The following is a 19721-nucleotide window of genomic DNA, read 5'->3' on the forward strand; positions in this document are numbered from 1 at the left end:
GTGGCATTGCGGTGACGTCGGCGTGTCCGCCGCGCAGCCCCCGTGTTTAGCGGAGCGGCGGACACATGACGGTGCTCAGGCGGCCAAGGCCCTCAGGCTCTCCAGCTGGGAACCGCCCTACTCTCACCTTTTGGGCGGTTTCCTAAATTGATTTGATCTCGATCACGGAGATCTGCCGACCGATACCAGGTGACGAGCGCGCAGATGCCTACGAATTGTCCACAGCTAATTGGTTGGGCAGTGAAACTGTGGAGGGGCCCGCAGCCAGAGGTTAACGTCATTTTGAATTTCTGTACGAAAGTTGACGTCTAACGCATTAAAATCTATAAATGTATAGCCATTATAAAAATATCGAGGAACTTCAAAAACTACAGCGCCTTCAAAATAAAGTCGCAATTCTGGCATCATTCTGACATCAGAAGACAATAAGCATCTTGTCCTAAGTCGCTGCTGTCAAAATAAGTCACAATCCGTGCAGCATTCCTACAAACGGTCAATGATTCTATCGACGGGTGTCTGTATGTGATTTGGCGCTAATATACGCCGTCTGTAGGTAGACGCCGGGCGCTATCGAAATCAGAAAAAGGAATATTGGATGGCAACTCTGCATTATACGTCGGGTGGATCCGCCACCGAAATCGCAACTGCCGGCTTCAATCTGGCTGACGTTCAGTACGCTTCGCAAGTCGACGCGTTGCCGGACGGCATGAAGGGTCTGGTGTACCTCAACGAGCACGAGGGCGTAACTTCATCCTTCATCGAGAAAATGACCCCCTTCCTCGGCAATCCGAATGTGTTCGGATTCTATCTGGTTGACGAGCCCGATCCCACGGGCAGGTGGGGCACCTATGCAACCGCCGAGAACCTGAAGGCGGAATCCGACTGGATCCATGAGCATTTTCCAGGCGCCAAGACCTTCGTCACCATGATGAATATGGGATCCCCTACCAATCCGGATTTTACCAACACCTACAATCCGGCCAACACGCATATCGACTATTTTGGAATAGACCCCTATCCGGTGCGCACGGGAACGGACACGGTCGACTACGACATGATCGACCGAGCCGTGGCTGCAGCGGTGAAGTCGGGCATCCCGATCAGCAACATCGTTCCGGTCTTCCAGGCCTTTGGCGGCGGCAATTGGGAGACTTCCGATGGCGGCAGACAGGTCATGCCCACCACCGAACAGATGCAAACCATGATGGATCATTGGGCCAAGCTGGTTCCGTCACCCGCCTTCGACTATACCTACAAGTGGGGAACGCAGAACGGCGATACCGCGCTTGAAAGCTCCTCGGAACTGCAAGCCGTTTTCCGGGAACACAACACCACTACCGCTGCGGCCTCAGACACCACCAGCAGCGACAGCAGTGCTGCTGCGCCCGCGTCCGACGCCGCCACCAGCGATAGCAGCTCGACTGTGACTGCGCCTTCCCATGCCGCAACCGGCGATAGCAGCTCGACTGCGACCGCGCCTTCCCATGCCGCCACCGGCGATAGCACCAGCGATGGCAGCTCGACCGCGACGGCGCCTTCGCACCTCATCGCAAGCGATGGCAGTTCGACTGCGACCGCCGCCGGCGCCACCACGAGCGATGGCAGCTCGACTGCCGCCCCTTCCCATGCCGCCACCGGCGATAGCACCAGCGCCGCCACCGGCGATAGCACCAGCGATGGCAGCTCGACCGCGACGGCGCCTTCGCACCTCATCGCAAGCGATGGCAGTTCGACTGCGACCGCCGCCGCCAGCGCCACCACGAGCGATGGCAGCTCGACTGCGACCGCCCCTTCCCATGCCGCCACCGGCGATAGCACCAGCGATGGCAGTTCGACTGCGACCGCCGCCGGCGCCACCACGAGCGATGGCAGCTCGACTGCGACCGCCCCTTCCACCGGCGATAGCACCAGCGATGGCAGCTCGACCGCGACGGCGCCTTCGCACCCCATCGCAAGCGATGGCAGTTCGACTGTGACCGCCGCTTCCCCCTCCGACCGCGGCGGTTTTCACGCTCTGACCGATCTGTTCGGCAGCAACGACACCAGCCATGATACTGCCGGCGACAAGGGAGGCAGCAGCGTTGACCGGGTGCTGGCCGCGTTGAGCCCCGCGCTTTCGTCCGGCTCGGAGCTTGCCGCGACCAGCAGCCCATCCGAGAAAACGGCAACCAGCCTGACCGGCCACGGGTTCGCCCAACTGCTCCAGGGCAACGAAAATGCCGGCGCCGGTGTCCACAAGAGCGCCGTCGCCGACCTGACATCCGGTCACGGCAACGATGCCTTCGACTTCAGCAAGCTTCAGGACAAAGTCCAGCTCGACCACTCCGCGCTTGCCGACCTCAAGTCGGGAGGGCTTTCATTGCATACGTCCCCTGCTGTTACGGCCACAGATGACGGTTCCCACCACATCATCTTTGACAGCTCAACCGGGTCGCTCTCTCTCGACAGCGACGCGGTCGGCGGCGCAGCTCAAGCGCAGCTCGCTACCCATCTCCCGTTGCAGCATCACTCCTTGATCTGAAACCGGAGCGGCGGACCTTCAACTCGAGCGTGTCCGCCGCTCCGTCCGTGTTCAATTGCGCCACGGAAGCTTGACTGAGAAAAATGCGATATCGGCAGACAGCAGAGGGATCGAAGTTGGTCGCATTATCGCCAATGCGAATTCCGGATTCACCACACCCTACGAAGTCTCGGCAATTTTCAGCACTGTGTCGATCTCGGCCATCACCGTTGCCGGCAGCGGCCCTTTCTCCAGCGCACCGAGATTGTCCTCGACCTGCTCGGGCCGCGTGAAGCCGGGAACCGGCAGGGCGATTGCCGACTTGGCGAGTATCCAGCCGAGCGCGCCTTGCGCAAGCGTGCGTCCGCCCGAGGTGAGCAGGTCGCGGATTGCCGAGAGCCTTGACAGATAGTCCGGGTTGGCGGCGCCATCCCTGAAAAACACCATCCATTCGGCATTCCCGCCGCGCACATCGTTGGTGGGCAGCCGCATGGCCGGCGTGTATTTGCCGGTGAGCAGCCCCATTGCCAGCGGCAGCCGGCTGAACGAGACGAGGTTCTCGCGCGCCGCAACGGCCATCAGCTCGTTCGCCGGGGTAAACACATTGAAGTCGTTCTCTACGGCGACGAACCCCTCGCGCGGCGCGTAGACGGCAAGCCGTTCGCGGTGATCGGTGCTCCAGCCGAAGCCGCCGATCTTGCCCTCCTGGCGCAACAGGCCGAGCGTATCGAACACCTCGCCGGCGCGCTCGATCGGATACTCGTTGATATGTAGCAGCACGACGTCGATACAATCCCGCTGCAGGCGCTGCCGCGAATTGTCGATCGATGTCCGGATTGCCGCGGCAGAGGCATCCTCGGGTGCGATCTTGCGCGTTTCGGGATCGCCGAAATAACCGACCTTGGTGACGATGACGGCTTCGTCCTTACCCCTCAACGCCCGCCCGAGGATCAGTTCGGCATTGCCGGCGCCATAGGCGGCAGCCGTGTCGAACACCCGCGCGCCGATCTCATAAGCCATCGCCAGCGCGGCTTGCGACCTGATATCGTCGACCTCGCCATAGATTGTCGCCGTCTCACGCCAACGCGCGGGGCCACCCGCCGCCCAGGTGCCGATTCCGATGCGCGGTACCGAGCGGCCATCCCAAAGCATCATCATCTGCATGCCCGGCTCCTCAACGACGCAAGCTGGCGTGGCGGGCACGCTCGCGGATCTCTTCGCGAGAAATGCCGGCATCCGCCAGTGTGCTGTCCCGGGCCTGCCTCAAACTCGCAAGCGTCTGGCGATAGGCAATCCAGCGGGCGAAACGGTATCGAAGTTCATCCAACATGATCGTCTCCTTTGGTACGCAGAATGCCTGCGCGCCTGGGTTGGTCGGAAGCGCAAAACCTCTGCGCCAATCGCATGCGCGATCGAAAGGGTTCAGTTCGCTTCTTTGCCAGCCGAGGCGCTTGTCCCTGTCCCGCCAGGCAGGATTGTCCAACGCCTCCAATGCCTGCATACTTGCGCACGATGCCCGCTTTGCGCTACAGCCACGGTCGCAAGGAGTTTTTCATTTCTGCAAAATGGATATCGGCTGGGACGATCTGAGGTTGTTTCTCGACGTTGCGCGGCTGGGTGGCTTGAGCGCAGCGACGGGAACCACGCGCCTCAGCGCAGCCACCCTTGGACGACGCGTCACCGCGCTCGAAAAGCAGATCGGCGAACCTCTATTCGTGCGCCAGCAGACCGGCTACCGGCTGACCCCGGTCGGCGAGGAACTGCTGCGGCGCGCCGAAGACGTCGAGGCGGCAATGCAGTCGCTGACCCGCTGGCGCGAGGGAAACCTGCCCGACCGCATTGTCCGCGTCTCGGCCGGGCCATGGACCTCGGCCTTCGTTTCCGCCCATATCGGCGAGATCTGGACGGTCGATGACGGCATAAGGGTAGAGCTTGTCACCACTACCGACCGGGTCGACATCGGCCGCCGTGCCGCCGACATCGGCATCCGCAGCGAGCGCCCGACCGAGCAGTGGCTGGCCGGCCGTCAGAGCGGCAAGGTCGCCCACGCCATTTATTCCGGACGTCACCTGATCAATGGCATCGCCGCCGGATTGTTCGTCGGCGTCACCGGCGAAGGCGCAAACATTGCCTCGGCGCGCTGGCTGCAAGCCCATCACGGCGACCGCATCGCCGTACGCGGCAACAACACCCATTCGGTGCGCGAACTGGTGGCCGCCGGCGCCGGCCTTTCGGTCTTTCCGTGCTTCGTCGGTGACGGCGATCCGCGGCTGGTTCGCGTTGCTCAGCCTATCCCCGAACTTGAAACCGACCAATGGATCGTCACCCATCACGAGGAACGTCACTCCCCGCCGGTACGGAAAGTCGCCGACCGGATTGCCGCCTTGATGCGGGCGCACCAGCCGCTGTTTCGCGGCGAGACGCCGATCCGGTAAGCCTCAGGCAGATCGGCCGCCAGTGGATCAAGAATCAGATATTTTGGTGGGCCGGACGATGGTACCGCCGCCGTTGAGGACGCCGGAGTGCGGCGCGCTGCTCGTCGAGATCCTTGCCTTGGGCGAAGAGAGCGGTATAAACCGACCAGCACGGGGCCGCCTATCCGGTCACTCGTCCTCCTGCCGGCTCATAGCCGTATGCTTCGCCCTTACGCACCACGCGACCGATGCCCGGCCAGCCAAGGTGCGCGCCGGCGATCCACGTCCCCGCCTCGGCCGCGTCACTGAAAACCTTTAGGCGGGTTGCGCGCGCGGTCAGCTGATCGTCGTCATAGCCCCAACTGAACGCGGGATTGCCGAACTGCAAGGCCGGCACATGAACGATGTCCCCGAAGAATAGGAAACGGTCCTCGTCCGTGTCGAACGTGTAGCCGGTATGACCGGCAGCATGACCGGGCAAGGCGACCGCCCTCAATCGCTCAACCAGCTGGTCGCCATTCTGGACAGGCTTCAGCAGGGGCCGGAACTGCGCAAGGTGCGCGTAAGCGAAAAAGCTCTGCACAGCCGCCTCGGGAATTACGATCGCCTTCAAGTTTGGAAAGAGCACTCGGCCGTCGGGGGTCAAAAGTCCGTGCACATGATCCTGATGGGCGTGGGTGAGCGCCAAGACCGTGATCGAAGCCGGGTCGATCTTGGCTTCCGCCATGGCCTGCTCAAGACGCCCCACTGTCAGGGCCCAGCCCCCTCCTCCGCTGTCGATCAGAACGCCGTCAACGCCTGGACCTGCCAGCGCGAAGCAATTGACAGACAGGCAAAGCGCCCCTGCCTTCGCAGCTTGCGGCACCGGATTATCCTGCGGATCCCGCAGAAGGTCCGCCGGCATCTCGACGTAACCGTCCGAGAGCGACCAGACGCGCCACCTTCCCGACGTGCTGCCGAGCACGTTATTGGTTTGCGATGTCACGATCATATGGCCACCTGCCGCAAACGAAAATGGAGGATAGGTTCGATTGTCACTATTTGGCCCTCTGCATCCTCTGCGCAAAAACGTGGGGAAATCGATGAAGATCAATGCGGAAAGCACGGATTGGAAGATGATCGTTGACGGACCTGCTAGCTTCGCGGGCGATGCCAGCTCTCATTGCATTCCCATGTAGATTCCTCCCTTCGTAAGCTCGTCAATCATCTGATTTATGCGCTTTCGGCGTGTTTCCGGGTGACGGGCGCGCTCGATCCAATGCAAGTAATCATTGCGCTGATAGGGAGGCCGTTGCTCGAAAGCAGTCATCAGATTTGCGGCCTCGAGCTCTGCATGCAAACTGTCGGGCATCTTAGCCAACGGACGTTTCAGCAACTCACATCTCCGCCATTCGAATCCTGATGCTGGAATAGATCACAAGTCAGCCGTCGCGCCTGCGAGACCGCAGCCGGCCTGGCGACAGCCCTTTCAATCGGGTCACGACGCGATTCATATGGGCCTGGTGAGTGAAACCCGCGTGCTGAGCAATCTCGGCCAGCGGCAGATCGCTATTTTCCAAAAGCTCGACCGCGCAATCAACGCGGCGGCGTAAAATGAATTGATGTACCGGCAATTGCGTCGCCTCGCGAAAGGCGGCGGTGAAGGCGCGTCGTGGTATTCCCGCGATTCCGGCAAGATGGTCGATCGACACCCCCTTTTCCAGATCGCCGTCAATCGCAGCGAGGACCCGGTCGAACCGCTGCGAGGTTAGGACCGGAGACTTCTGCTGCCGCTGGCGTGCATGCCCGAGACGGAGCAGGTTCGCGAAAACCAGGCCCAGCGTCCATTCGCGGACGATCGGGTTGACTGGCGGGTCGCCTTCGAGGCGTCGGCACAACTCGGCCACCAGCGAATCGCGTATCGGTCGATCGGTCAGGATTACCAGGTCCTCGGGGGTCCCGCCTGCGGATACCAGGAGCCTTGACGCCAGCGCGGAGTCAACGGTGATCATCGTCAGCTCTCGCGGCTCCTCGATCTTGAACCGCGTGGCACGCTCGGGAAGACTGAGCAGCAGGTCGCCGGGGCGGGTGAAGACGCGCCGCAGCCCGCGGCCAAGATCGATCTCTGCATAGGATGAACCGCTGCGAATCACACGCAGCTGAACGACTCCGGCCGGCGCATGGCGATAGTCGCCGGCAGGAAAGAACAACCTCTTTGCACTTGGCGCGGTCACCATCGTGGTACCGGGCGTCCGGACGCAAGTTCCTCCAGGACTTCGATGATCGATCGCCGCATCCTCGATCCTTGATGCCTACACTTTTGCCCGTTTGACTGGTCCACCAGGCGCATCATTTGCCAGGGCAGTCAGTTCACCAATCCGGGGCACAAAGATGTTGTGCAGTGTCTGGGTCATAATGGTCATTTCACGCTGAACTTGCAGTTCCTGTGCGGCGGGAAACAATGTGTCCTGCAAGAAGAGCTCCAGGCCTGCCTTGTCGTCCCATATCTCGATGATGCGATAACCATCGTCTGTGGCATGCGCGATGTGCTGGTAGATGCCGCCAGCGGGCCGTTTCTCCACGCCGATCCGATCGAGGATGCGGCTATAATCTTCGGCCGTCAGGCCGGCAATATCAAGTGTCGTCACTACGGCCATGGTTCATCCTCGCTGCTGATAGTGGTTGTTTGAGGTGGAGTTCTTGGACGGACCCCGGATCCTATTGGGCCGATGTCGTTTGGCATCGCCCGCCCTGACGGCGAGTTTGTCTCCCGAACTTCACCGACAGGAGCGGTCTTTGGTCCTCAGCCACCGAGCGCCTCGATGACAAGACGGGCGGTCGCCGCTCCGGAGAAGTTCTGCTGGCCGGTGATCAAATTGCCGTCGCGCACGGCAAAATCGCGCCACAGCCCGGCCTGAATATAGTTCGCGCCGAGCGCACGCATCTCATCCTCGATCCGCCATAGCATCAGATGCGTACCGTGCGGCAGCGCGCCCATCTCCCAGACGGCATTGTCGGCGAAGTCCTCCTCGACATTGGCGAACCCCGTAACAGTGCGCCCTTTGGCCAGCAGCTCGCCGGTTGAGAGGCGCGCGTAACGCAGCAGCGCGACGCCATGACACAAGGCGGCCGCGACCTTGCCGGCCGCGAAGAAGTTGACGAACAGCCGCTGCAACTCAGTTGCGTCTTCGAAGGTGAACATCGGCGCCTGGCCGCCAGCGACGACGATCGCGTCGAACGCGTCGACCGACAGCTCTGCGATGGGCCGGGTCGTCTCCACCAGCGCCGCCAGTTTCGGCGTCGACAGGAAACCGAGCGAGATCAGATCCGTATCCGAATAGCCGGACGGATCGCGCGGGTCGCTCAACGCATCCGCCTCGCATTTGCCGCCCTCAGGCGAGAAGATCGCGACTTTATATCCGCGCGCGGTGAAGGCGAGCCAGGGATGAGTTAACTCGCTCCACCAAAACCCGACCGGCCAGCCTGTGGTGGTTGACACAGCCGGGTTTGAAAGGACCATCGCGACGCGTTTAGGATGCCGCGGGTCGAGTGGGTTGGAATCGCGCACGCTCATCGCGCCATCTCGACTGGTTCGCCAAGATTCGCCCAAATCGTCTTGTATTGGGTGTAGCTTTCCCACGCCTCGCGGCCCTGCTCGCGGCCATAGCCGCTCATCTTGAAGCCTCCGAACGGCGCATTAGGATGGTACTTGTGCCAGCAGTTCAGCCAGACTGTGCCTGCCTTGACCCGGTCGGCGAGCCGCAAGGCGCGGCCGAGATCGCTGGTCTGGATGCCCGAGGCGAGCCCGTAGCTCGTATCGTTGGCGATCCGGATCGCGTCCTCCTCGCTGTCGAATGGAATTACTGGCAAGACAGGGCCGAAAATCTCTTCGCGCGATATCCTTAGGTCGTTGGTCGCATCGGCGAAGATGGTCGGCTCGATGAAGAGGCCCTTGCCGTTCACCTGGCGGGTGCCGCCGCCCGCGGCCAGTCGCGCGGTGCGCTTGCCCTCTTCGACATAGCTCAAGACCTTGTCATACTCGCCTCGCGATGCGATCGGCCCGATCATCGTCGCAGGGTCCAGCGGATCGCCGAGCGTCGCCGACTCCGCCATGGCGCTCAGCTTCTCGACGACCTCGTCATAGCAGGCGTGTTCAACCAGCACGCGCGATCCGGCGACGCAGACTTCGCCCTTGTTCCAGAAGATGCCCCAGAAGGCTGCCTGCATCGCGGCATCGATATCGGCATCGGCGAAAACGATGTTGGGACTCTTGCCGCCGAGCTCCATGGTCAGGTGTTTCATCGTCCCGGCACCGTTGCGCATGATGCCCTGGCCGACGGTGGTCGACCCGGTAAAGGCGATCTTGTCGACGCGGGCATCGTTGACCAGCGCGTCGCCGATGGTGCCGCCCGGGCCGGTGACGAGATTGTAGACGCCTGGCGGCACGCCCGCGTCGAGGATACTTGCGCCAAGGCGAGGGCCGTCAGGGGCGTGTCGGTCGCAGGCTTGTGAACGACCGTGCTACCCGCCGCGAGTGCCGGCGCGATTTTCGAACAAGACAGCGCGAGGGGAAAATTGAACGGGGTGATCGCAGCGACCACGCCGAGCGGCTCGCGCCGCGTCAGGATCCTGATATTTGGTTCGTAGCTTGTACGATAGGCGCCGTCCATCGCGCTCATGGCGAGCCCGCCATGAAAGCGGAACAGTCCTGAGCAGTGCGGCATGATGATATCGCGGAAATCGCGATAGGGCATACCCATATCCATCGCCTCGCGCACCGCGAAATCCTCGGCCCGCTCGTCCATCAGATCGGCGATGCGAAACAGGATCTTGGCGCGCTCCTCATGATGCATCCGCGCCCAGGGTCCTTGCTCGAAAGCCCGCTGCGCGGCCGCGACGGCATCGCTCGTGTCGGTGACGTCCGCCTTCGCAATATCGGTGATAGCCGCCTCCGTGGTCGGATCAAAAGTCGTCGAAGTCTCGCCACTGACGGCATCGCGCCATTGGCCATCGATCAGCAGACGTCCTACTGGAATCGCGTTGCGCCGCGCGGGTAGATAATCAGTCATGAACCGGTTCCGTCCTGTCGAATGAGATTGAAGGAAATTGTCGGCCCCATCCCCCGCCGATAGGCGAGTTGGACCAATAGCAGCATCATCGGCTCGATCAGGCGCGAGGCCGTGAGATCGCCGACATCGACCGGCATTGTCGGTAGATCGGCGAGAAGCCGGCAAACCGCCGCCTTGGCATTAGCGTCATTGCCGGCGACATAGCTCGTCACCGGATCGCCGTTGAGACGCGGATCATCCCTGTCAAGCAATTCGGCAAACGTCGGAATGCACTTGACGACAAGCGCGCCCGGCGCGTGCCTCTGAACCTCCTCGCCTACAGAAGTCGCAGTGCCTAGCAGCATCGTGGAAAGGTCAGGCGCGACTGCATTGGTATTGTCCCAGACGACCTTGCCCGACAGATCGCCAAGCGCGTCCATCGCCAACTCGAGAGCCGGCCATGGCGTCGCCAGGGCAATTACGTCGGCCCATCTCGCTACTTCGTCAGGGGCACCGAAGCCAACACGGAGGGTTGCCGCGATTGCGCGCAACTTGCCTTCGTCACGACTGAAGCTGAGGCGAATTTCGTGCCCGGCGAGGCCAAGACGTTTCGCCAAGGCCTTCCCGAGCGAGCCTGGTCCGATGATCGCAACTTTCACAACTGCCTCCCGACACGCGATCGGGCTTCCCTAGCATCATTGCAGTCGCGCTTATTTCACGAATTGCCCTTGCACGATCGGGCGCACTTGTCACATGGGTCGGCGCCAATTGGCATCCGGATCGGCGTTCACGCCCTCCCCTGAATGTGTCCCTACTGGGGACATATGTGCGGGGCGACTATAGAGCAGGGTACCATTTTCTCAGCGCAGTTCCCCAGGGCACAAGGCTGCTCATATTGGTTGACGCTAGATTCTCTTTGCCTAATCCGTCGGCGTTGCGATGACTTTTGTGGCATCAGCATAACGCGATTGCCTGCAAATCCGGGGAAAGGCCGCCTCAGGACGGCTTTCCGGACTGGCACGCCCCTTGCTTCGTTGTTCACGTGCAGAGCGTCTAGGGTTCCGGCCGTGTCGATCACGGTGCTGGTCCAAGAGACGCGACCGCTTGAGATGCATTGAGGCATCCGGCGGAACACGGCGGGCCAAAATCCCGGGAGAACCCTGCACGGGTTTGCTGGCGCGAACCTCTCCCGGATGCGCGCTCCGTGAACCCCCCAACAGACGTTCGGACGCAATCCGGATCGCAAACAGGGGTATGTAATGCTTCGCAAACTGGCCACAATCATCCTAGCCGCATCACTCAGCCTCCCCTTCATCTCAGCCGCGCAAGCAGCGCCCAAGAAAGACTTCAAGATTTGCTGGTCGATCTATGTCGGCTGGATGCCGTGGGGCTATCTTTCCGACAGCGGCATCATGAAGAAGTGGGCCGACAAATACGGCATCAATGTCGAGATCACCCGCATCAACGACTATGTCGAGAGCATCAACCAGTACACGGCCGGCGGCTTTGACGGCTGTTCGATGACCAACATGGATGCGCTTTCGATCCCGGCCGGCGGAGGTGTCGACACGACGGCCCTGATCGTCGGCGATTTCTCCAACGGCAACGACGCGGTCATCCTAAAGAACAAGGCCGCGCTCAAGGATATTGCCGGCCAGAAGGTCAATCTCGTCGAGCTTTCCGTCTCACATTACCTACTTGCGCGCGCACTGGAGACGGTGGGGTTGGCCGAAAAGGACATTACGGTGGTGAACACCTCCGATGCCGACATGGTCGCTGCCTACGGCACCAGCGATGTCACTTCCGTCGTCACCTGGAATCCGCTGGTCTCGGAAATCGCCGCCATGCCGGGCGCCCACAAGGTATTCGATTCGACTGAGATTCCCGGCGAGATCATCGACATGATGGTCGTCAACACCGCGACGCTGAAGGACAATCCGTCCTTGGGCAAGGCGCTTGTCGGTGCATGGTATGAAGCCATGGCGCTGATGACGTCGGGCACGCCCGAAGGCAAGGCGGCCAAGGAAGAGATGGCCAAGGCGTCGGGGACGGATCTTGCCGGTTTCGACGCTCAGCTTGCATCAACGGCGATGTTCTTCGAGCCGGCCAAGGCGGTCGCATTCACCAACGGCGCCGAACTGCCGAAGACCATGGATCTGGTGCGCAACTTCCTGTTCAGCCACGGCATTCTTGGTACCAACGCGCCGAGCGTCGACGTGATCGGCATGAGCTTCCCCGATGGCTCGACGCTGGGCGACGTCAACAACGTCAAGCTGCGCTTCGATCCGGCCTTTATGGCAGAGGCAGCGGGCGGAACGCTCTGACGCGGGAGCGCGACATGCTGGCCAGAGGAACCGGCATCATGCAGGCCGCAGGAGGCCCCGAAGTCGCGCGCCTGCAACTTAGCAGACCGAAAGCGCGGCTTCGTCTCATCAACGCGACGGTCTCGCGCGGCGGAGCGCTGCTGCTTGGGACGCTGCCGTTTGCCGCCGTGGCGATTGCCTATCTCTTCGCTTCGGCGCAAAGGCTGGCGGTCAATCCCAGCGACAAGCTGCTGCCCTCCCCTGCACAGATGTGGTCGGCCTTTTCAGACCTGGCGACAGTGCCGGACAAGCGCTCCGGCGACCTGATCCTGTGGGCCGACACCTATGCCAGCCTGATCAGGCTGTTCGCCGGCGTCGGCATGGCCACGCTGGTGGCGCTCAGCCTCGGCGTCGCCATAGGTTTCATCCCGCGCGTCAGGGCCTTTCTGCTGCCCTTGGTCACAGTTGTCTGCGTCATCCCGCCACTGGCGCTGCTGCCGATCCTGTTCATTGCGCTCGGCCTCGGCGAAACGGCCAAGATCACCTTGATCGCTCTCGGCGTCGCACCGGTCATGGTGCGCGATATCGCCAACCGGGTGATGGAATTGCCGCCGGAGCTCGTCGCCAAGGCACAGACGCTCGGCGGCAACAGCTGGACCATGGTGCTCAGGCTGGTGCTGCCACACGTCATGCCGCGCCTCATCACTTGCGTACGGCTGGCGCTTGGGCCGGCCTGGCTGTTCCTGATCGCGGCAGAAGCCATCGCCTCCACCGAGGGGCTCGGCTACCGCATCTTCCTCGTTCGTCGCTACCTATCGATGGACGTCATCCTGCCTTACGTCGCCTGGATCACGCTGCTTGCGGTGATGACCGACTGGCTGCTCGTGCGGCTCTCTCACGTCATCTCGCCCTGGGCTCATCCGGTGCGGAGCAGATGAGCCGGATCCTCGTCCATGGGCTGGAGAAGAGCTACGGCGACGCTCGCGTGTTGGAACGGGTCAATGTCTCCGCCGAAGCGGGTGAATTCCTGTCGCTGGTTGGCGCCAGCGGTTGTGGAAAATCGACGTTCCTGCGCATCCTGCTTGGCCAGGAACAGCAAAGTGGCGGCGTGGTCGTCGTCGGCGACCAGCCGATCGTGCCGGAGCCGACGCCGCAGCGCGGCATCGTCTTCCAGCGCTATTCCGTGTTTCCGCATCTGACCGCGCTGCAGAACTTGCTGCTGGTCGAGGACTTCCGTTCTGGCGGACCCTTCGGCCGCGTCTTCGGCGCCAGACGCAAAAGCGCCAGGCAAGAAGCCGAAACCATGCTGGAACGGGTCGGGCTTGGCCATGCGCGCGACCTCTATCCGGCCACGCTTTCTGGCGGCATGCAGCAGCGGCTGGCGATCGCGCAGACCTTGCTCGGCCGGCCGCAGATCCTGCTTCTCGACGAGCCGTTCGGCGCACTCGATCCCGGTATTCGCATCGAGATGCATGAGCTGCTCACCGAGCTCTGGACCGAGCACGGCATGACCGTGGTCATGGTCACCCACGATATCGGCGAGGCATTCAAGCTCGGCACCCGCGTGCTGGTCTTCGACAAGGTGCGCCACGACCCCCAGTTCCCGTCCGCCTATGGCGCGACGATCACCTACGATCTGAAGCTCGACCGCAAGCACCGGGCTTCCGCACGAGACGTGGCCGAAGTGGCCACGATGGTCGGGACGACCCGACTGGATAGCGCAATCGCGACGACGGCGTCGTGAAGGAGGTTTCATGCACAGAGATAGTCCAGAACGCCGGCATCGTCGCGCCGGGCTCACCGACCACCAGCCACGCCAACGCTTCCACCATCCGAACTTCGAGATCCGCGACATGCAGGGCTGGAAGTCTATCGAGGCGGAAGGAAAGCTGCCCGAGGACGGCTGGCGCAAGGAACAGAAATGGGCACTCGACATGGGCCTGCCCGGATCGGATTCGATCATCGACAAGTCGATCCCGACATTCGCGCGAGGCGAGTTGCCGCACTTCGCCGGCATCAACACCTTCCTCAAGGCGCCCTATGTCGAGAACGTCCGCGATGTCGGCAGATATGACGCTGCCGTCATGGGCATTCCTTTCGACAGCGGCACCACTTACCGGCCCGGAACCCGCTTCGGGCCGCAAGGCATGCGCCGCATCTCGGCGCTTTACACCCCTTACAATTACGAGCTCGGTGTCGACCTGCGCGAGCAGATGACGCTTTGCGACGCCGGCGACGTCTTCACCATCCCCGCCAATCTCGAAAAGAGCTTCGACCAGATCACCAAGGGCGTCAGCCATGTCGCCTCGTCCGGCGCGCTGCCGATCATGCTCGGCGGCGACCATTCGATCGGGTTTCCGTGCGTGCGCGGTATCGCCGACGTGACCTCCAAGCGAATCGGCATCATCCATTTCGACCGCCACATCGACATCCAGGAAAAGGATCTCGACGAACGTATGCACACGACGCCCTGGTATTGGGCGACCAACCTGCCGAACGTCTCGGCCACCAATCTGGTGCAGCTCGGTATCGGCGGCTGGCAGGTGCCCCGTTACGGCGTGGCCGAGGCGAGAAAGCGCGGAACCAACGTGCTGACGATCTCCGATATCGAACAGATGGGGCTGGAGAAGGCGGCGGAGATCGCGCTCGAGCTCGCATGGAAGGACACCGACGCCGTATACATCTCCTTCGATGTCGACAGCATCGATTGCGGTTTCGTGCCGGGTACGGGCTGGCCGGAGCCCGGTGGCTTCCTGCCGCGCGAGGCACTGAAGCTGCTCGGGCTAGTGTCGGCGCCCGGCATCTGCGGACTGGAAGTGGTCGAGGTGTCGCCGCCCTACGACACGTCAGACATCACGGCGCTGTTTGGCGTGCGGGTTGTCGTCGAGGCGCTAGGCTCGATGGTCGCGCACGGCAATCTCGGCAAACACAAATCCATCATCGACAAGCCGACGAGCTTTTGACCATGCACGATGATCATCACCACCACAGCCATGATCATGGCGACGGTCACCATCACGGGCCGAACGGTCATCATCACCATCCCCACCCCGTCGGCCACAACGGGCCGGCCGGCAAGCCGTTGCAATGGCAGACACCGCATCTACCGCACGACCATGCGCCCGAACCCGCCGACGCGCGGGCGACCGATCTCGATCTCGTCGAGATCGCGTTTCTCGAAGGGTTTTCGCGGGCGCCCGACCCGTCCAGTTTCCTGCGCCTCGCCGGGATTCCGTTCGTCGGCGAGACCGCCGACGGCGTGCGGCTGCATCTTCTGCGCGTCGAGACGCAGGACATGGTCGATGTCGGCGCCGTCATGCCGCTGATTGGCGGCGCCGGCGTCACCTATCACCCGCTGCCCGCGAAACTGACGTCGCGCCGGCGCCGCCTGGCCTTCGTCTACCATAACGGCCAGGCACAAACGCCCCTTGACTTCGGCGAGGCGCGACTGCTGGCCGACAGGTCCGGCGCCGCACAATTCACCATGCCAGGGGCCGGACAATGAGCACCGGCCTTGAACCGATCGCACCCCTATCAAACAGGTCCAGAACCATGAACAGAACGCTTTCATTCTTCGGTAGACTCGCCCTGGCAGCCGCCACAACCCTCATCCCCTCATTGGCCTTCGCCCATAGCGGCGGTTTTCATGCCCACGGGTTTGTAGACGGCCTTCAGCACCCGCTGACCGGTATGGACCACCTGCTTGCCATGATGGCTGTAGGCATCATTGCCGCTCGCGCCGGCGGCAAGAGGATCATCATCGTGCCATCGTGCTTTGTCTCGGCGATGCTCGCTGGCGCCCTGCTCGGTATCGCCGGCATCGGCCTGCCCTCACTGGAAACCGGCATAACGCTGTCGCTGGTGGTCTTCGGCGCGATGATGGCGCTTGCCAAGCCGCTTCCGCTCGCTGTGGCCGCCTCGCTGACTGCTCTCTTCGCCCTCTTCCACGGCAATGCCCATGGCCTCGAAATTCCCGAGACGGCCAGCGGCATCGCTTATGCGGTCGGCTTCGTGGTCGCAACTTCGGCTCTTCACGCGACCGGCGCGTTAGCCGCCCTGACACTTCGGCGCTGGCCGCGAGCCATCCGCACGGCAGGCGTCGGCACGTCGTTGGTCGGCGTGGCGCTGGCGGCACAGATCATCTGAACCGCAGCCCATTCATCTGCGATGAACAGGAGGCGAAGGCGTGATCAACCGGCTAACCGTTGGGCAGCGCATTCGAAACGTGCTGTACCAGATCCTGAAGACCCGGTCTGAGCGACCCTGATCTCATCCGGAGATTGAGGCTAGCAGCTTGCCGTAAGCCGCGCGCGCGTACGGAGCCGTCCGCCGTGGGTCGCGACTAACTTCCTAGCTGCAGCCGGACCGTCTTGCCTGACGTAGCCGGCCTGTTCCCAGCTACGCCAAATGATCGCCGTCGTGAACTCCGTGCCGGCGAGCGTGACTTGGTCGTCGCCGCTGCTGGCGGCCTCCCGGGCGAGGTCATGAAGAACTGGCGTGTCAAAGCGCCGAACACATTCGATCGCGAATTCGGCTTCTCACGCATGGGCTACGAGATCGCCGCAGGGTGGGGTGCGGCGATGGCCGATGTAGCATCCAGACAGTAATTCGAGGTCGATTGCGTAGGGGACTATGCGCGGCTTTCTATTCCGAACACCGTGCCGGCGTCGTTCAAGCACTTGATAAACGATCCTGACACTCCACCGGCGGTTGGCAACACATCTGCGGCCTCCACAGGCCCACCATAAGTCAATAAAATCAAACGCTATGGACGGCGGTTCGCCAGCCTTGACTTGGCTAACCAAGTGCAACAATGCCTCTAAATCATTGAAAGACAACGATAATGGTGGGCCCGGAGGATGTGCTAGAAACGTCAATTTGATTGGGTTTTTCGTGGGCCAAAATCAGAAGTATTCCCGTATCGTTCCGTATGGTTCCGCGATGCTCTCACCATCGAATTGGCCGTGCCCTGCTTATATTAGTCCAACAGCAGCCCAACTTCGAAGGTCCGGCATAGCCTCCGCGTGTGTCGGCTGAGCGCACATCTTAGATCACGCGCGTCCTCCGGCGCGGCTCGGCCCTGCAACGGCGAATCTAGGACGATCCGCGCTGCTGTAACGTCGCACGCCCATAGGAATCGAGGACACGGGTGATGCTGCCAATCAGCAGGTCATACGCGACGGGCCCGATCCGACCTGCCGCAACCTCGGCATCGAGTTGCCCCAGATACTGGCTGATCAAAGGGCGGGGAATGTCCCTGTCGCCCAGAAAATCCAGCAGCGTCTGTGCCGCGTGCTGTGCGTCGGGCGTCGGCCAGTAGTAACGGATGCGGTCGCTGAAGGAGAAGTGCCGCTGCACGCGCTGCTCGTCCGGCGTACCCGGATAGTATTTCTGCCAATTGTCCGGCGAGGCAAGCATGACGCGCTCCATCGCCGCCGGTAGGCTTTCACGAGACGGGTCTGGCGCAAGCACGTCGGTGATGTGGCTCAGCCCGTACAACGCCTCGCGCAGCGCGAAGGTGAGCCAGGGTCCAACCTTGAGGATGGCGAAGCCGTCGCGCACCAGAGCCCCAAGGGCCTCGTTTGGCTGGTAGTCGGTCGAATGCGCCTCGAAGACGAATTGCGGCATGCGCCCGAGCACGGCGACCAGCTGCGTCGCCTTCCGCGGCGCGTAGGCGATGATCTCGGCATTACCGAATTCGACGCCCGGCTGGACGACGACGCCGACCGCACGCGCAAAGGCAGCATCGAGGCCGGCGCGCGAAAATGCCTGTCGGTGGATCTCGACGGTGCGCAGGGCGTCATCGGGTTCGGTGACATGCATATGATCGAGCGCTTCGAGCGCGCCGCCCGGCACCGGAACTTCGGTGCCGATGATGTAGACCGGTTTCTCGCCGCCAATGCGTTCGACCGCCGCCTCGGCGACGGCCGCAAGCGCGGCGGCGCGTGCAGCGATGGCCTCGTCGGCAAGCGCGGCTGGATCGTCGGCGCAAGCCATGCTGGTGTCGAGATGCAGCTTGGTGAAGCCGGCGCCGGCGTAGGCGTCGATCATCGCCTTCGCCTTCGTCATCGCCTCGGCGGAAGGAAGATGCTTCCACGGATTGGGACCGAGATGGTCGCCGCCGAGGATCAGGCGATCGAGCGGAAAGCCGGCCCTTTGCGCATGGCCCTCGACGAAGCTGCGGAAGCCGGCGGGCGTCATGCCGGTGTAGCCGCCCTCGTGATTGACCTGGTTGCAGGTCGCCTCGATCAGCACATCGGAACCGCGCGACGCGCCGTGGCGGAGCGCGGCCTCGATCACCAGCGGATGCGCCGAACAGATCGAGGCGATGCCGCCTTTCTCACCCGCGGCGCGCTTCACCGCGATGCTGGCAAATCTCTGCATCGCGGCCCTCACGGCCGGCCCCTCCCGGCGGTGGTTGCGAAAGCCTCAACCTCGGCCAGCGGAAAGATACCTTCCATTGGCCCCTTGCGAGTAACGGCTAGCGCGCCACACGCATTGGCGATCATGAGCGCCTGGGCGGGTGCCGCACCACGAAGCCAGAATGAGACGAAGGCAGCGCCGAAACAGTCACCGGCGCCGGTCGGATCGACCTCGTTGATGGCAAAGCCCGGCAAGGCCACCGTGCCGTGACGGTCGTGGAAGGCGGCGCCGTCGGCGCCCTTCTTGAGGACGACGCAGGAAACGCCGCGCTGCAGGAGATCGTCGACCGCGCCCTTTTCGTCGCCGGCCGACGAAAACAGGAACAGTTCGTTGCCGCTCGGCAGGAAGACATCGGTTTGCTTGAGCACTTGGTCGAGCGCTTCGCGCATGCCGGAGGCCTGCATGATCTCGCGGCGAATGTTGGGGTCGAAGGACACCGTCCCGCCCTTGGCCTTCACCGTTTGGATCGCCGACAACGCGACATCGGTGGCGCGGTCGGAGAACAGTGACGAGCCCATGATATGGACATGGTCGGCGCCGGCCAGCATGCTTGTCGCAGCGGCATCGATCCCGACCAGGCCGGCGGCGCTGTTGCGGATGTTGAAGACAAAGTGCCGGCTGCCATCCGCCCGGTAGGTGACGAAGGCGGTGCCCGTCGCGTGGCCCTTGTGAACCGCGATCGCCGACACGTCAGCTCCCAGGGTCCGCAGCCGCTCGATGTTCAACTGGCCGAAATCGTCCTCGCCGACCGCGCCGATCAGGCCGGCGGGTTGGCCGAGCGCTGCGGCCTGGCCGATGAAGATGGCGGGCGCGCCGGACGGATAAGGCCCCAGCAGCGGGCCCGGTTCGAGAAAGCTCTGGCCGATACGCTCGGCCATGATCTCGACGAGGATCTCGCCGGCTGAGACCAGCTTCTTCATCGCGGAATTCCTCCCGGCGTCTCGCTCCAGTCCGACTGCGGACTTCAGTCGCGCACAATTGTGCCTGGCGGCAACCGACATCCAGAGTCAATACGGCTTGCACTTTTTGCGCCAATTAATAAATTTACGCGTGG

General features: G+C 62.5%; 19 protein-coding genes, 1 pseudogene and 1 riboswitch. Of the genes and pseudogenes, 9 read left to right on the forward strand and 11 right to left on the reverse strand.

From position 1 onward, the window contains the following. Window positions 1–694: 694 nt before the first annotated feature. Window positions 695–2521, forward strand: coding sequence for a calcium-binding protein (locus NKI08_RS26720; protein ID WP_352773553.1), 1827 nt, complete (start codon window positions 695–697; stop codon window positions 2519–2521). A 159-nt stretch (window positions 2522–2680) separates the two neighbouring features. Here the strand turns inward: NKI08_RS26720 and NKI08_RS26725 are convergent, their stop codons facing one another. Beyond that, complete coding sequence (locus NKI08_RS26725) at window positions 2681–3664, reverse strand: aldo/keto reductase (protein WP_352773556.1); 984 nt, start codon at window positions 3662–3664, stop codon at window positions 2681–2683. A 10-nt stretch (window positions 3665–3674) separates the two neighbouring features. After that, window positions 3675–3983, reverse strand: a complete 309-nt coding sequence (locus tag NKI08_RS26730; RefSeq protein WP_352773559.1) for a YjiS-like domain-containing protein — start codon at window positions 3981–3983, stop codon at window positions 3675–3677. Window positions 3984–4065: 82 nt separating this feature from the next. Here NKI08_RS26730 and NKI08_RS26735 point away from each other — a divergent pair, with 82 nt between their 5' ends. Beyond that, complete coding sequence (locus tag NKI08_RS26735) at window positions 4066–4935, forward strand: LysR family transcriptional regulator (protein ID WP_352501394.1); 870 nt, start codon at window positions 4066–4068, stop codon at window positions 4933–4935. Window positions 4936–5095: 160 nt separating this feature from the next. Here NKI08_RS26735 and NKI08_RS26740 read toward each other — a convergent pair whose 3' ends face one another. The 7 genes and pseudogenes from NKI08_RS26740 to NKI08_RS26770 form a co-directional block, all read right to left on the reverse strand. Continuing rightward, window positions 5096–6007, reverse strand: coding sequence for an MBL fold metallo-hydrolase (locus NKI08_RS26740; RefSeq protein ID WP_352773562.1), 912 nt, complete (start codon window positions 6005–6007; stop codon window positions 5096–5098). 66 nt (window positions 6008–6073) lie between these two features. After that, window positions 6074–6289, reverse strand: coding sequence for a YdeI/OmpD-associated family protein (locus NKI08_RS26745; RefSeq protein WP_352773565.1), 216 nt, complete (start codon window positions 6287–6289; stop codon window positions 6074–6076). Window positions 6290–6335: 46 nt separating this feature from the next. Beyond that, window positions 6336–7103, reverse strand: a complete 768-nt coding sequence (locus NKI08_RS26750) for a helix-turn-helix domain-containing protein (RefSeq protein WP_352773568.1) — start codon at window positions 7101–7103, stop codon at window positions 6336–6338. Between the two features lie 102 nt (window positions 7104–7205). Beyond that, window positions 7206–7550, reverse strand: a complete 345-nt coding sequence (locus NKI08_RS26755; RefSeq protein WP_023679472.1) for a hypothetical protein — start codon at window positions 7548–7550, stop codon at window positions 7206–7208. 146 nt (window positions 7551–7696) lie between these two features. Then, window positions 7697–8467, reverse strand: a complete 771-nt coding sequence (locus NKI08_RS26760; RefSeq protein WP_352773571.1) for a type 1 glutamine amidotransferase domain-containing protein — start codon at window positions 8465–8467, stop codon at window positions 7697–7699. After that, window positions 8464–9962 (reverse strand): annotated as a pseudogene (locus NKI08_RS26765) (aldehyde dehydrogenase family protein). Before NKI08_RS26765 ends, NKI08_RS26760 begins: the two are co-directional and overlap by 4 nt. After that, entirely contained in the window at window positions 9959–10600 is a 642-nt protein-coding gene (locus tag NKI08_RS26770) for an NADPH-dependent F420 reductase (protein ID WP_352474465.1), read from the reverse strand. The pseudogene NKI08_RS26765 and the gene NKI08_RS26770 overlap by 4 nt, the downstream one beginning before the upstream one ends. Before the next feature lie 383 nt (window positions 10601–10983). Continuing rightward, window positions 10984–11099: riboswitch (guanidine-I (ykkC/yxkD leader) on the forward strand. 101 nt (window positions 11100–11200) lie between these two features. On the opposite strand from NKI08_RS26770, the gene NKI08_RS26775 reads away from it, so the two are divergent. From NKI08_RS26775 to NKI08_RS26805, 7 genes are all read left to right on the forward strand, one after another. Further along, window positions 11201–12265, forward strand: a complete 1065-nt coding sequence (locus NKI08_RS26775) for a putative urea ABC transporter substrate-binding protein (RefSeq protein ID WP_352769312.1) — start codon at window positions 11201–11203, stop codon at window positions 12263–12265. A 38-nt stretch (window positions 12266–12303) separates the two neighbouring features. Next, window positions 12304–13182, forward strand: coding sequence for an ABC transporter permease (locus NKI08_RS26780; protein ID WP_352773913.1), 879 nt, complete (start codon window positions 12304–12306; stop codon window positions 13180–13182). Next, window positions 13179–13988 (forward strand): ATP-binding cassette domain-containing protein, encoded by an 810-nt coding sequence (locus tag NKI08_RS26785; RefSeq protein ID WP_352773575.1) that lies wholly within the window; start codon window positions 13179–13181, stop codon window positions 13986–13988. Before NKI08_RS26780 ends, NKI08_RS26785 begins: the two co-directional genes overlap by 4 nt. Before the next feature lie 10 nt (window positions 13989–13998). Next, on the forward strand, window positions 13999–15207 hold the full coding sequence (locus tag NKI08_RS26790; RefSeq protein ID WP_023679464.1) for an agmatinase family protein: 1209 nt from the start codon (window positions 13999–14001) through the stop codon (window positions 15205–15207). Between the two features lie 2 nt (window positions 15208–15209). After that, complete coding sequence (locus NKI08_RS26795; RefSeq protein ID WP_352773579.1) at window positions 15210–15749, forward strand: hypothetical protein; 540 nt, start codon at window positions 15210–15212, stop codon at window positions 15747–15749. 47 nt (window positions 15750–15796) lie between these two features. Beyond that, complete coding sequence (locus NKI08_RS26800; RefSeq protein ID WP_352773582.1) at window positions 15797–16390, forward strand: HupE/UreJ family protein; 594 nt, start codon at window positions 15797–15799, stop codon at window positions 16388–16390. A 338-nt stretch (window positions 16391–16728) separates the two neighbouring features. Next, entirely contained in the window at window positions 16729–16851 is a 123-nt protein-coding gene (locus NKI08_RS26805) for a hypothetical protein (protein ID WP_352449789.1), read from the forward strand. A 487-nt stretch (window positions 16852–17338) separates the two neighbouring features. Here NKI08_RS26805 and NKI08_RS26810 read toward each other — a convergent pair whose 3' ends face one another. Beyond that, a complete protein-coding gene (locus NKI08_RS26810; RefSeq protein ID WP_352773584.1) occupies window positions 17339–18628 on the reverse strand; it encodes a D-tagatose-bisphosphate aldolase, class II, non-catalytic subunit in 1290 nt (429 codons plus the stop codon). A gap of 8 nt (window positions 18629–18636) precedes the next feature. Continuing rightward, window positions 18637–19587: a sugar kinase gene (locus NKI08_RS26815; protein ID WP_352773587.1), complete on the reverse strand. Its 951-nt coding sequence runs from the start codon at window positions 19585–19587 to the stop codon at window positions 18637–18639. Window positions 19588–19721: the final 134 nt, after the last annotated feature.

The sequence above is a fragment of the Mesorhizobium sp. M0768 genome (genome assembly GCF_040320195.1).
Classification (GTDB): Bacteria; Pseudomonadota; Alphaproteobacteria; order Rhizobiales; family Rhizobiaceae; genus Mesorhizobium.